Here is a 12676-nt window from a genome sequence, read left to right as displayed (position 1 = left end):
ACTACAGCTTCGCCGCCACTTCCCGCCATCGCCCCTGCTCCAACCCTTCGATCGTCCAATCACCGATACGCACCCGCACCAGACGCAAGGTCGGCAGCCCCACCGCCGCCGTCATCCGCCGCACCTGGCGATTACGGCCTTCACGGATCACCAGCTCCAGCCAGGCAGTCGGCACGCTCTTGCGAAAACGTACCGGCGGATTGCGCGGCCACAACTTGGGCTCCTCGAGCAGACGTGCCTGCGCCGGCAGCGTGGGCCCGTCGTTGAGTTCGACGCCCTCGCGCAGGCGCTGTAGCTGCTCCTCGCTCGGCTCGCCCTCCACCTGCACCCAGTAGGTCTTGGCCAGCTTGTGCTTGGGGTCGGCGATCCGCGCCTGCAGGCGCCCGTCGTTGGTCAGCAGCAGCAGGCCTTCGCTGTCGCGGTCCAGACGCCCGGCCGGGTAGATGCCGGGGATGTTGATGAAATCCTTGAGCGTGGCGCGCCCCTCGCCGTCGCTGAACTGGGTGAGCACATCGAACGGTTTGTTGAACAGGATCAGGCGCGGCTCGGCCGGCGGCGCCTTGGGCTGGCGACGCGGGCCGGTGGTTCGCGCCGCAGGGCGGCGCGGGGTGCTACGGGGTGGCAGGGGCATGGATCCTCAGCGGAACGGCGGCTCATCGAAGCTGCGCAGTTTACGCGAGTGCAGCGAGTTGAGCTCGGTGCGCAGCAGGTCGAGGGCGGCGATGCCGATCTTCAGGTGCTGGCTGACCGCGCGGTTGTAGAAGGCGTTGGCCGACCCCGGCAGCTTGATCTCGCTGTGCAGCGGCTTGTCGGAAACGCACAGCAAGGTGCCGTAGGGGACACGCAGGCGGTAACCCTGGGCCGCGATGGTGCCACTTTCCATGTCCACCGCCACGGCACGGGACAGGTTGATCAACGGGCGCTCCTGTGCCCAGCGCAGCTCCCAGTTGCGGTCGTCGTAGGTGAGCACGGTGCCGGTGCGCAGGCGCTTCTTGAGCTGCTCGCCACGTTCGCCGGTGACCTGCGCGGCCGCTTCCTGCAACGCCAGCTGCACCTCGGCCAGGGCCGGGATCGGGATGTTCGGCGGCACGACCCGGTCGAGGATGCCGTCGCGGCGCATGTAGGCATGCGCCAGCACGTAGTCGCCGATAGTCTGCGACTGGCGCAGGCCGCCGCAGTGGCCGATCATCAGCCAACAGTGCGGACGCAGCACCGCCAGGTGGTCGGTGATGTTCTTGGCGTTGGACGGGCCGACGCCGATGTTGACCAGGGTCACGCCATCGCCGTCGGCGGCGATCAGGTGGTAGGCCGGCATCTGGTAGCGGTGCCAGACCACGCTGGCGACCAGGGCCTGGGCCTCGCCGTTGTCCATGCCCTTCTCGATGACCACGTTGCCCGGCAGGACCATGCGCACGAAGCGTGGGTCCTCGCGCAGTTGCTCAAGGCCATGGGCGATGAACTGGTCGACGTAGCGATGGTAGTTGGTCAGCAGGATCCATGGCTGCATGTGCCGCCAGTCGCTGCCGGTGTAGTGCACCAGGCGGCGCAGGGAGAAGTCCACGCGGGCGGCGTCGAACAGCGCCAGCGGCAGGGTTTCGGCGCTTTCCCAGTCGTACAGGCCATCGGCGGTGTTGTCGGTGGCCGCCGACAGGTCGGTGCTGGGGAACACCCGCGCCAGTTGCGCCGCGGTGATGCCGCTGCCCGCCAGCTCATCGCCCTGGTCAACCACGTAAGGGTAAGGAATGTTCTGTTCGCTGACACCGACTTCCACCGTCACGGTGTAGTCGTGCATCAACGGGCGCAGCTGTTCGAGCAGATAACCACGGAACGCCGCAGGTTGGGTGACAGTTACGCTGTAAGTGCCATCCACCTGGACCTTGGCGTAGGCACGCGTGGTCGCGGCGACTTCACCCTGGCTGGAATAGATGAGGCGCAGGGCCGGGTAGCGAAACAGCGCGCGTTCTTCGTCACCGGGCTCGGTGCGGTCTTTCAGGTAGCGCTTGAGGGCCTGGCTCAGGGCACCGGTGGCCTGTTCATGCAAGGCCGCCAGACGGTCGACGGCCTGTTCGGGGGTATCAACGACTACAAACGCTTGGCTCACGCTGGGCTTCCTGTCTTATGGAATGCATGACAACCATCTTGCCTGCGTTGCAGGGTAAAAACACCCCCGCGATGGCGTTACCCGGCCCACACCGGCGTGGCCCTGGCTACCAGTGCCGCAGCATCAACCCCGCGCGGCAATGCGCCGTACACGCGACCGCCGCCGCCCAGCCGACTGCCGATGAACGCGTCGCTCACCGTGGCGTTGCCCGCCTCCAGCAACAGCTTGGCCTGCAACGCCACGGCAATGTCCTCGGTCAGTTGCCGGGCGCGATACTGGATATCGCCGGTATCGGCGAACGCGCCCTTGAGGTTGCCGATGAACGCCGCCAGGCGTGGGTCGCCATGCCCGTCCCCCAGCTCGGTAAACAGCGCCTCCAGCACACCCGGTTCCTTCGACAAGGCGCGCAGCACGTCCAGGCACTGCACATTGCCCGAGCCCTCCCAGGTCGAGTTGACCGGCGCCTCGCGGTACAGCCGCGGCAGGATGCTGTCCTCGACGTAGCCGGCACCGCCCAGGCACTCGGCGGCCTCGTTGATCATCCCGGGGGCGCGCTTGCAGATCCAGTACTTGCCCACGGCCGTCACCAGGCGGGCGAAATGTGCCTGCTGCGGGTCGTCGAGCCGATCAAGCGCCTGGCCCATGCGCAGGCTCAGGGCCAATGCGGCCTCGCTTTCCAGGGCCAGGTCGGCAAGCACGTTCTGCATCAAGGGCTGCTCGGCCAGCACGCGCCCACCGACCTTGCGGTGGGCACAGTGATGCGCGGCCTGGGTCAGGGCCTGGCGCATCAATGCGCTGGAGCCGACCATGCAGTCGAAGCGGGTCATGGCCACCATTTCGATGATGGTCGGCACGCCGCGCCCCTCCTCGCCCACCATCCACGCCAGGGCGCCACGGAACTCCACTTCGCTGGAGGCGTTGGAACAGTTGCCCAGTTTGTTTTTCAGACGCTGGATATAGAACTGGTTGCGATTGTCGTCAGGGCGGTGGCGCGGCAACAGGAAGCAGCTCAGGCCCTTGTCGGTCTGCGCCAGGGTAAGGAAGGCATCGCACATGGGTGCCGAGCAGAACCATTTGTGCCCCACCAGTTCATAGGGCTGGCCCGGCCCGGGCGCGCCGACCGGGTAAGCGCGGGTGGTGTTGGCGCGCACGTCGGTACCGCCCTGCTTCTCGGTCATGGCCATGCCGATCGTGACGCCGGCCTTGTGCCGGTCGCCGACATTGCGCGGGTCGTATTCGCGGGCAAGGACCTTGGGCAGCCAGTAGCCAGCCAGCTCAGGTTGCAGACGCAGGGCCGGCACGGCGGCGAAGGTCATGGTCAGCGGGCAGCCGGTACCGGCTTCGGCCTGGCTGTGCAAGTAGGTCATCGCGGCCCGGGCCACGTGGGCACCGGAGCGAGGTTCGGCCCAGGGCAGCGAGGGCAAGCCGTGCTCGACGGCGGTGCGCATCAACTGGTGATACGCGGGGTGGAACTCCACCAAGTCGATGCGGTGGCCATAGCGGTCATGGTTGCTGAACTCGGGCTTGTGGGCATTGGCCAGGAAACCCGCCGTCATCAGCGGCCCACCGGCCAGGGCACCGTAGGCATCGATCCGCGACTCGGCCCAGCCGGCGCCGAAACGCCGCGACCACTCCTGCAAGGGCTGGTCTAGGCGGTAGAGGTTGGCACCGTCGAGGGACGGCGGCTGGTTGGTGACTTCGTGGGTTTCAGCGTACTGGTGCAGGTTCATCGGGAGCTCCTGAATCCGGGCATGCCTGAAAGGCCCAGTGAAGCACTCCCAGCGGGTCAGTCAAAGTGACAATAATGACTAAACATGTGGCCCAGGACCGCCAAGGGTTCACCACAACAGGTTCAGCGCCTGTGAGACCGAGCGTCGCCCGCGCGGCGCTCGGTCTCACAGACAGCACAACCATCAAGGCATGCACCTGTCTGCCCTGACACGACCTCAAGACGGGCACATCGCAGCCATTACACAGCCAAACGAAAAAGGCCGACCCCGCCATCGGGGTCGGCCTTTTGAACCAAAAATCTGCTGCTATTACTTACCTGCAGTCAACGCGTTATAGCTGGTCATCAGGTTGCGATAATCCGGAATATGGTTGGAGCACAGCGCTGCAAGGCCTTCGATGTCGTTGCGCCAGTCGCGGTGCAGCTCACAGGCCACGCCGAACCAGGTCATCAGCTGGGCACCGGCACGGCTCATGCGGTCATGGGCAGCATCACGGGTCATTTCGTTGAAGGTGCCGGAAGCATCGGTCACCACGAACACTTCAAACTCTTCTTCCAGGGCGGCCAGCGCCGGGAAGGCTACGCAAACTTCAGTCACCACGCCGGCAATGATCAGTTGCTTCTTGCCAGTGGCCTTCACCGCCTTGACGAAGTCTTCGTTGTCCCAGGCATTGATCTGGCCTGGGCGGGCGATGTACGGCGCATCCGGGAACAGTTCCTTCAGCTCAGGTACCAGCGGGCCGTTTGGGCCTTGCTCGAAGCTGGTGGTGAGGATGGTCGGCAGGTTGAAGAACTTGGCCAGGTCGGCCAGGGCCAGCACGTTGTTCTTGAAACGGTCCGGCTCGATGTCGCGGACCAGGGACAGCAGGCCAGCCTGGTGGTCGACCAGCAGGACAGCGGCGTCGTCTTTGTTCAGGCGGTTGTATTTGAAGTTGGTCATGGCGGTAGCTCCTAAGGGTTTTGATTTTCAGTAAGTTGGGTGTTTCGCGTTGATGGGAGAAGATTAAAACCACCACTTTTGGAGCGGTAGATAGTGGTTTTTGGCTTTAGCGTTCCGTTTTATGAACGATGCTTGAGCAGGCAATTCGATCGCCCGCACCCACGCCGTAGAGGTGAATGACATCCAAATCTTTATTGCTTGTAGGGCATTTCCCAAACCGCCCTCGCCCTGAAAATGCGCGCCTCAAGACTGCTAGGTTCCAGGCTTCCATGTTCAACATGAGGTGAGCCATGGGCTTGCGCATCAGCATCTTCGGCCGGGGTCAGGGCCTGGACGGAGACGAAACCACCACAGGTGCCATCTGCATCGCCAACCAGTCCATGGGCTTTTCGAGCGGCGTCGCCTGGCTATTTGAAGGGGACAAGACCACTGCTTGCCCGCGCTGTGGTGAGGCCGGAACCATCATCGAAGGAGAGCCTTGCTGGACGCAGAACGGCGTATCCACAGCGGTGGATGGCACGCTGGTCAAATGTGGCTGCCCCTTGGGCGACAATCGCGTGGTTGCACCGTTGGATCGACTCCCAGCCCCGCGCCTTGCACCTGCAGCGGCGGCTGCTAGAGAGGCGCCAGTACAGGCTTACGCAAACACGCCGAAAAGGACTGGCTACCAGCCTCAGACAGTCCAGCCATCGATGACACAGCAAAGCCAGGAACCTGGCTTCTACATCGTGCCGCGATGCATGACGTATCAGGAGGTGCTGATTGAACTTGGTGCACCGCAAGCCAACCTCCCCAGATCTATCCTGGAGCGCCTGAACCCGACCTATCAGCAGGGGTTCAAGGCGGGGGAGATCTTCGTCATCGGTGACGGCCTGAGCCGGCCGGTCTGCACCCGTGAAGAGCTGATCGCAATGAGCGCGGCGCAACAGGCTCGGGAAGCATTGGCAGATCTGACGGAGGAAGAAGCCGACTTCATGATGCGCCATCAAGCTGAGATCGCCGGGTTGCTCAGTGATGTGAGCCTGGCGATGGGTGTGAGCCAGGCGATGATGGCAAAATCACTGGATGAGCTGGGTTCAATACTGCGAAAGATCGAAGATTTGCATCAAACGCAATTTGCCAAGTATATGCATCTGCGCAGCCCTGAGTTTTTTGCTGAACGAAAAAAATTGTTCAAGCAACTGGATACACATTTGAAAGCGACTTTCCTCAACAAGCGGATGAACTTGGGCAATTATGAAAAGCTACGGCGTGACTTGGGCATATCCTCGAAAAGCCTAATGCACCACTGGAGTAAGGCGGGAGCGCCAGGTCAAATACCCGGTTACTCGACACATTTGAATAAGCTTGCACGACTCTCCAAATTCCTTAAGGCTGGCGGCAATGTCGGAATTGCCGTTGGTGGCACTGGTTCAGCGCTTAAAATCTACGAAGCCTGCCAAGCGGGCAGCAGTGGCACTTGCAGAAAAACGCAGTTTACTGAAATAGGAAATTTTTCGGTCGGGTTCGCCGGGGGGATAGCTGGAGCGAAAGCGGGTGGCGCAATCGCTGTTACAGCCTGCTGGGTAACCGGACCAGGTACCCCTGTATGCTCATTGGTTGTAACAGGTATCGGTGCGCTGGCTGGCAGCGTTGGGGGAATGAAGCTCGGGGAGATAATAGGGGAAGCGATTTACGAGGTATTCGACAATGAATGAAAAACTAGCGCCAATCGTTACACTGACCCTACTGACCCCACCCATAATTTTAACTGCAACTGGGCTTGCATTAGACCTCTACCTAACGAAATCGCGAAATTTTCACGAAATAACATCATCACTACAAAGAAGCCAGTGCCTTGACACTGTTAGAAATACATGGAGCGGGCACAGTAGAACAACCAAACTATTAATTATCTTTCAGCTATGCGGGGCCATGGCGATCTCAAAGAGATCTATAAGGAAAGGATTACTCAATGAGAAAGACGTAGCCGAACTCCCGAAAAACATAAGACAAATTATGGTCTTATCTGCATGGCTGGGCTGGATATCCTTCGCCTGGTTGATAATAGGTGCACTAGCGTTTTGAGGAGCACACAGAAACTACAGTACAGCCCCTCACAAGGACTGCACTAACCATCATTCAGTCGGCCCGCGAGCTTGTCAGCAGGCGAGTGCAAATCAGACTCGCGTCGCACCAGAAACCGCGCGCCCAGGCGGCATCTGCACCTGGGCAACCGCCACATCCAAGGTCAGCTCGAAGCGGCTCCCCAACCCAAGCGTCGACTCATGGGACAACGTGGCCCCGATCAACTCGCTCAACTGGCGGCAGATGGACAGGCCAATCCCCAATCCGCCATAGCGCCGGGTCATCGAACCGTCCACCTGGAAGAAGCGCTGGTACAGCACCGCCTGATCCAGGTCGTCGAAGCCGATGCCGCTGTCACTGACCGTGAGGCTCAGGGCCAGGCTGTCAGGTCCGGTTCGCCGGCCACGGGCCTGCACGGTGACACCGCCCTGGTGGGTGAATTTCAGCCCGTTGTCCACCAGGCACGCCAGGCAGCGGGCGAGCTTCTGTGCATCGCCGACCAGGCTGTCGGGCAGGTCGGCGGGGATGTCCAGGCTCAGGTACAGGCCCTTGGCCAGCGCCTGGCTGGCATAACCGGCCCGCAGTTCCTGAAGCAGCCGCCGCAGGCTGAACGCAATGCCATGGTTACGCAGGCGCCCAGCCTGCAGCTCGGTGAGGATGAGGATATCGTCGACCATCGCCATCATGTCCTGGGCTGACCCCCTGGCGGTGCGATGATACTGGGCCTGCTCGGCGCTCATGGGCAGGGTGTACAGCAGTTCCAGCGAACCAATCACGCCATTCATCGGCGTACGCAGCTCGTGGGTCACGGTGGCGAGGAACTCGTCCTTGAGCCGGTTGCTGCGGGCCAGTTGCAGGTTAAGTTGCTCCAGGGTGCGTCCGGTGTCACGCAGGGTCTGCGCCTGCTGCTCGCGCAAGCTGTTGATGCGGTCGGCCAGGGCCAGCGACAACAGCGCCACCTCCAGCGCCGCGCCAAGCTGGCTGGCGTACATGGTGATGAACAGGTTTGGCAGGTACCCAAGCACCATCAAGGTGTTGACCAGCCCGCCGACGAGGAAGGCCGTCCAGGCGATGATGAACCAGCGCGCAACGCGCAAGCCACGCCACCAGGCATACAACCCCGCACTGAAGATGCTCACGGTGAACAACAGTGCCAGCAGCGTGGCCATGCGCAGCGCCACGCCGTAACGCAGGGTCACCGCCAGCACCATCACCAGCGCACCACCTGCCATCAACCCCTTCAGCAGGCGGTCGAAGACACGGCTGAGGTTGCCCAGTTGCAGGAAATGGCGGGCGAACTGGCAGCCGAACAACCCGGCGGCGCCGATGAACAATGGCGTGGCGGCATTTGCCCACCAGGGGTTGTCCGGCCAGAAGTAGGCGATGCCGGCACCGTTGACCGAGACTTGGTACAGGCCGAACGAGGCGATGTAGAGGATGTAGTACAGGTAGCTGACATCACGCACGCTGAGGTACAGGAACAAGTTGTAAACCAGCATTACCAGCAGCACGCCGTAGATCATGCCCAGCACGTAAAGACGCGTGGGCTGGTCTTCCAGATAAGCCTGGGCCGACCACAATGTCAGCGGCGCCTGGATCGAACCCTGGCTGTGCAGGCGCAGGTAGACGGTCGTCGCCTGGCCGGGGTGCAGCGGCAGCTCGAACAGATAGTTGTTCTGGCGGATCTGCCGGCTGGCATAGGGCAAGGCATCACCCGTGCGCTGGGCCAGGCGATAGGTGCCCTGCGCGTCCGGCAGATAGAGTTCCAGATGATCCAGCGGCGGGTAGGCAAGCTCCAGCAACCACTGGCGTGGTGCTGGCGAAGATGTGGCTGAATAGGCGAGATCGACACGGAGCCAGAAAACGGAGGTCGAATAGCCGGCGTTGAGCACCTCGTCGTGATGGGCATGGAAGCGTCCGGCGAATGCGGCGGTACTGACCTGAGCGATGCTGGCGCTGCCATCGTGGTCTTCATAGACCTGCATGTAGCGGCCCAGCGGCAAGCGCCCGGTGGAGTCGTCGAATTCGACCGCTCCGGCAAGCAGGGGCAAGCAGCCCAGAAGCACAATCAGCAAATAGCGCATACAGCCCCAGCATGGCCTGTCCGGTCGCGTCGCGGTTGCCTCCCTTCCCTTTGAGACGACGTGATCCGGCAGAACCCGTTCATCGAGTTATCCGAGCACTCTAGCATAGCCTCCAGCACTGCTCAGCAGCTACTTTGAATTTCAATACAGAGGCTCTAGGACGCACGTTTCAGAACCACCAACAAACACAACCTGACCACTTGATCAGCAATTCTCTCGCCGCGACCGAACCGCACAAAAAGGTTTGGTGATAAGCTCGCCGACCATGAATACCTACAGCTCCCGCCCCGTTGTCCTCTGTCTCTCCGGCCACGACCCCAGTGGTGGCGCCGGGCTGCAGGCAGATATCGAAGCCCTGATCGCCCAGGGTTGTCACGCCGCACCCGCCGTGACCGCCCTGACCGTGCAGGATACCGTCAACGTTTCCGACTTCCGCGTGCTTGACCGCGAGTGGGTGCTGGCCCAGGCCAACGCCGTGCTGGCCGACTCCCCGGTAGCCGCGGTGAAGCTGGGCATGCTCGGCTCGATCGAGATGGTCGACACCGTCGCCGAACTGCTGTCCGCCCACCCGCACCTGCCTCTGGTCTGCGACCCCGTTCTGCGCGCCGGTGGCGGTGGCCGCCTGGGCAAGGACGAGGTCGGCTACGCGCTGCGCGAACGCCTGCTGCCGCTGGCCACCATCGCCACGCCGAATCTGCCGGAAGCACGCATTCTGGCGGAACTGCCCGAAGGCACCGCGGACGAGTGCGCCGAGAAATTGCTGCCGTTCTGTAGGCACCTTTTGATTACCGGCGGTCACGGCGACGAGGTGGAAATCCACAACCGCCTGTATAGCCGCGACGGTCAGCAGCACACCTGGACCTGCCAACGCCTGCCGGGGAGCTACCACGGCTCGGGCTGCACCCTGGCCAGCGCCCTTGCGGGCCGCCTGGCTCTGGGCGAAGCATTGACCAGCGCCGTGCGCAGCGCCTTGGACTACACCTGGCGCACCCTGCGCGACGCAGAACAGCTGGGCAAGGGCCAGTACGTGCCGCGCCGCCTGCCCCTGGATTTCTGTTCCTGACACGAGGCCATCCGATGAAGCTCCGCGGTCTGTACGCGATCACCGACAGCCAGCTGCTGGCCGGCCGTTTCCTCTCCCACGTTGAAGCGGCGCTGGAAGGTGGCGTTCGCCTGTTGCAATACCGCGACAAGAGCGACGATACCGCCCACAGACTGCGCGAGGCAGAAGCGCTGAAGACGCTGTGTGAGCGTTACGGCACCGAGCTGATCATCAACGACGACGCCGAACTGGCGGCCCGCCTGGGCGTTGGCGTGCACCTCGGCCAGACCGATGGCCCGCTCACACCGGCCCGCGCCTTGCTCGGCCGCAAGGCGATCATCGGTTCGACCTGCCACGCCAGCCTGGACCTCGCGCGGCAGGCCGCCAGCGAAGGCGCCAGCTATGTCGCCTTCGGCCGCTTCTTCAATTCCGTCACCAAACCGGGCGCGCCCGCCGCCAGCGTCGAACTGCTGGAGCAGGCCCGCGCCCAGGTCAAGCTGCCGATCGCGGTGATCGGCGGCATCACCCTCGACAACGCCGCCCCGCTGGTCGCCCATGGCGCCGACTTGCTGGCGGTTATCCACGGCCTGTTCGGTGCCGACAGCGCGCAGGAAGTCACCCGCCGCGCCCGCGCCTTCAACGCCCTGTTCGCTTGCTGATTTCGAGAGAAGATCCCATGTCCCGTTCCGAAGCCCTGTTCGCCCAAGCCCAGAAACACATCCCCGGTGGCGTCAACTCGCCGGTTCGCGCTTTCAAGAGCGTCGGTGGCACTCCGCTGTTCTTCAAGCACGCCGAAGGCGCCTACGTCATCGATGAAGACGACAAGCGCTACGTCGACTATGTCGGTTCCTGGGGCCCGATGATCCTCGGCCACGCCCACCCTGAGGTCCTGGATTCGGTGCGCAAGCAGTTGGAACACGGTTTGTCCTATGGCGCGCCGACTGCCATGGAAACCCAGATGGCCGACCTGGTGTGCTCGATCGTGCCGTCGATGGAAATGGTGCGCATGGTCAGCTCCGGCACCGAAGCAACCATGAGCGCCATCCGCCTGGCCCGTGGCTACACCGGCCGTGACGCCATCATCAAGTTCGAAGGCTGCTACCACGGTCACTCCGACAGCCTGCTGGTCAAGGCCGGCTCCGGCCTGCTGACCCAGGGCGTGCCAAGCTCGGCTGGGGTACCGGCGGACTTCGCCAAGCACACCCTGACCCTGCCGTTCAACGACATCGCCGCCGTCGAGAAGACCCTGGCCGACGTCGGCCAGAGCGTGGCCTGCATCATCGTCGAGCCGGTGGCCGGCAACATGAACTGCGTGCCGCCGGCGCCGGGCTTCCTCGAAGGCCTGCGCGCATTGTGCGACCAGCACGGCGTGGTACTGATCTTCGACGAGGTGATGACCGGCTTCCGCGTTTCTCTCGGCGGTGCCCAAGGCCACTACGGCATCACCCCCGACCTGTCGACCTTCGGCAAGATCGTCGGCGGTGGCATGCCGGTCGGCTGCTTCGGCGGCAAGCGCGAAATCATGGGCTGCATCGCCCCGCTGGGCCCGGTCTACCAGGCCGGCACCCTGTCGGGCAATCCGCTGGCCATGGCCGCCGGCCTGACCACCCTGAAGCTGATCAGCCGCCCGGGCTTCCATGACGAACTGAGTGCCTTCACCAGCCGCATGCTCGATGGCCTGCAACAGCGTGCCGATGCGGCGGGTATCCCGTTCGTCACCACTCAGGCGGGCGCCATGTTCGGCCTGTACTTCAGCGGCGCCGACGATATCGTCACTTTCGACGACGTGATGGCCAGCGATGCCGAACGCTTCAAGCGTTTCTTCCACCTGATGCTCGAAGGCGGCGTGTACCTGGCGCCAAGCGCCTTCGAAGCGGGTTTCACCTCCATCGCCCATGGCGACAAGGAACTGCAGATCACCCTGGATGCGGCCGAGCGGGCGTTTGCCAAACTGAAGTAAGGGTGTTCCTGTCTCGGCCTGATCGCGGGCTTGCCCCACGATCAGGCCGGACCAAGCAAGCCTGTGAACCCCATCACAGCCCGCCACGTCCAATCCGTCTGTAGAAATTCGCGTAAATCTTTGTAAGGTAGGCGCTGCTTATCCCATAATGTGCCACCAGAGACATTGGCCGTAGCTTTGCAGAGGTAAGTCGATCCCCATGAACCGCACCGGCCGCGCCCTTACCCTGGGCTGCCTGTTGCTTCTTCAGCCCCTGCTGGCCTTGGCGGAGGGCGGTAATTCGTTGCTGATTCCAGCGACGGGCCGCTGCGCCCTCGATACCGCGCCCGAAGACCTGCAGAATGCCCTGAAGGCCTGCGAGCAGACCGCGCAGTCAGGGGATGCCGAAGCGCAGTACGAGCTGGGCGAGTTCTACTACAGCGGCACGCCGCGCCAACTCGACAACGCGCTCAAGTGGTTCGAGAAAGCCTCGCTGCAAGGCCAGGCGCAGGCACAATATCGTCTCGGCTCGATGTTCTTCCACGGTGAAGGGGTCAAGGCCAACAACGTGCAAGCCTACATCCTGCTCAAGATCGCCGCGGTCAACGGTGCCGAAGACGCCCTGGACATGGCCGACGAAGTCACCGAGCAGATGCCCCGCGACGAGCTCGAGCACGCTACCCAGGTACTCGGCCAGATCTTCCGCAAATACCTGCTGGAACTGCAGAACGCCGAAGGGCGCACACCTTTCTCTCCTCTTCCCTGAACCGTTGC

The 12676-nt window shown here is 62.9% G+C and carries 10 protein-coding genes; 5 read left to right on the top strand and 5 right to left on the bottom strand.

Annotated features, from left to right (window positions below; translation table 11 throughout):
* Window position 1: 1 nt before the first annotated feature.
* The 4 genes from ACQ4OD_RS04455 to ycaC all read right to left on the bottom strand — a co-directional run bounded on the left by ACQ4OD_RS04455 (window position 2) and on the right by ycaC (window position 4770).
* Complete coding sequence (locus tag ACQ4OD_RS04455; protein ID WP_430943936.1) at window positions 2-631, bottom strand: pseudouridine synthase; 630 nt, start codon at window positions 629-631, stop codon at window positions 2-4.
* 6 nt (window positions 632-637) lie between these two features.
* Window positions 638-2101, bottom strand: a complete 1464-nt coding sequence (amn, locus tag ACQ4OD_RS04450; protein ID WP_023632409.1) for an AMP nucleosidase — start codon at window positions 2099-2101, stop codon at window positions 638-640.
* Between the two features lie 77 nt (window positions 2102-2178).
* Window positions 2179-3831 carry an acyl-CoA dehydrogenase family protein gene (locus ACQ4OD_RS04445; RefSeq protein ID WP_430943935.1) on the bottom strand — a complete coding sequence of 551 codons (1653 nt, stop codon included), beginning with the start codon at window positions 3829-3831 and terminating at the stop codon, window positions 2179-2181.
* 309 nt (window positions 3832-4140) lie between these two features.
* Window positions 4141-4770, bottom strand: coding sequence for an isochorismate family cysteine hydrolase YcaC (ycaC, locus tag ACQ4OD_RS04440; protein WP_111533157.1), 630 nt, complete (start codon window positions 4768-4770; stop codon window positions 4141-4143).
* A 290-nt stretch (window positions 4771-5060) separates the two neighbouring features.
* On the opposite strand from ycaC, the gene ACQ4OD_RS04435 reads away from it, so the two are divergent.
* Window positions 5061-6467: a PAAR domain-containing protein gene (locus ACQ4OD_RS04435; RefSeq protein WP_430943934.1), complete on the top strand. Its 1407-nt coding sequence runs from the start codon at window positions 5061-5063 to the stop codon at window positions 6465-6467.
* A gap of 462 nt (window positions 6468-6929) precedes the next feature.
* On the opposite strand, the gene ACQ4OD_RS04430 is transcribed toward ACQ4OD_RS04435, so the two are convergent.
* Window positions 6930-8921, bottom strand: a complete 1992-nt coding sequence (locus tag ACQ4OD_RS04430) for a sensor histidine kinase (RefSeq protein WP_430943933.1) — start codon at window positions 8919-8921, stop codon at window positions 6930-6932.
* Between the two features lie 265 nt (window positions 8922-9186).
* On the opposite strand from ACQ4OD_RS04430, the gene ACQ4OD_RS04425 reads away from it, so the two are divergent.
* From ACQ4OD_RS04425 to ACQ4OD_RS04410, 4 genes are all read left to right on the top strand, one after another.
* Window positions 9187-9984, top strand: a complete 798-nt coding sequence (locus ACQ4OD_RS04425) for a hydroxymethylpyrimidine/phosphomethylpyrimidine kinase (RefSeq protein WP_102684169.1) — start codon at window positions 9187-9189, stop codon at window positions 9982-9984.
* Window positions 9985-9998: 14 nt separating this feature from the next.
* A complete protein-coding gene (thiE, locus tag ACQ4OD_RS04420; RefSeq protein ID WP_139668310.1) occupies window positions 9999-10622 on the top strand; it encodes a thiamine phosphate synthase in 624 nt (207 codons plus the stop codon).
* 17 nt (window positions 10623-10639) lie between these two features.
* The gene (gene hemL, locus ACQ4OD_RS04415) at window positions 10640-11923 is read left to right on the top strand and encodes a glutamate-1-semialdehyde 2,1-aminomutase (RefSeq protein ID WP_139668308.1); all 1284 of its coding nucleotides are present in this window, start codon (window positions 10640-10642) and stop codon (window positions 11921-11923) included.
* A 199-nt stretch (window positions 11924-12122) separates the two neighbouring features.
* Entirely contained in the window at window positions 12123-12668 is a 546-nt protein-coding gene (locus tag ACQ4OD_RS04410; RefSeq protein ID WP_139668306.1) for a tetratricopeptide repeat protein, read from the top strand.
* Window positions 12669-12676 lie beyond the last annotated feature (8 nt).

Origin of the sequence: Pseudomonas sp. WC1 (genome assembly GCF_050586565.1) — a bacterium.
Classification (GTDB): domain Bacteria; phylum Pseudomonadota; class Gammaproteobacteria; order Pseudomonadales; family Pseudomonadaceae; genus Aquipseudomonas.
Note: the sequence above shows the minus strand (reverse complement) of the source record. Positions and strands in the feature narration are given on the sequence as shown.

Bases quoted from the DNA above. Each gene is read 5' to 3' on its own strand.
- ACQ4OD_RS04410 (WP_139668306.1), top strand. From the start codon at position 12,123: ATGAACCGCACCGGCCGCGCCCTTACCCTGGGCTGCCTGTTGCTTCTT.
- hemL (WP_139668308.1), top strand. From the start codon at position 10,640: ATGTCCCGTTCCGAAGCCCTGTTCGCCCAAGCCCAGAAACACATCCCC.
- ACQ4OD_RS04455 (WP_430943936.1), bottom strand. From the start codon at position 631: ATGCCCCTGCCACCCCGTAGCACCCCGCGCCGCCCTGCGGCGCGAACC.
- thiE (WP_139668310.1), top strand. From the start codon at position 9,999: ATGAAGCTCCGCGGTCTGTACGCGATCACCGACAGCCAGCTGCTGGCC.
- ycaC (WP_111533157.1), bottom strand. From the start codon at position 4,770: ATGACCAACTTCAAATACAACCGCCTGAACAAAGACGACGCCGCTGTC.
- ACQ4OD_RS04425 (WP_102684169.1), top strand. From the start codon at position 9,187: ATGAATACCTACAGCTCCCGCCCCGTTGTCCTCTGTCTCTCCGGCCAC.
- ACQ4OD_RS04435 (WP_430943934.1), top strand. From the start codon at position 5,061: ATGGGCTTGCGCATCAGCATCTTCGGCCGGGGTCAGGGCCTGGACGGA.
- ACQ4OD_RS04445 (WP_430943935.1), bottom strand. From the start codon at position 3,831: ATGAACCTGCACCAGTACGCTGAAACCCACGAAGTCACCAACCAGCCG.
- ACQ4OD_RS04430 (WP_430943933.1), bottom strand. From the start codon at position 8,921: ATGCGCTATTTGCTGATTGTGCTTCTGGGCTGCTTGCCCCTGCTTGCC.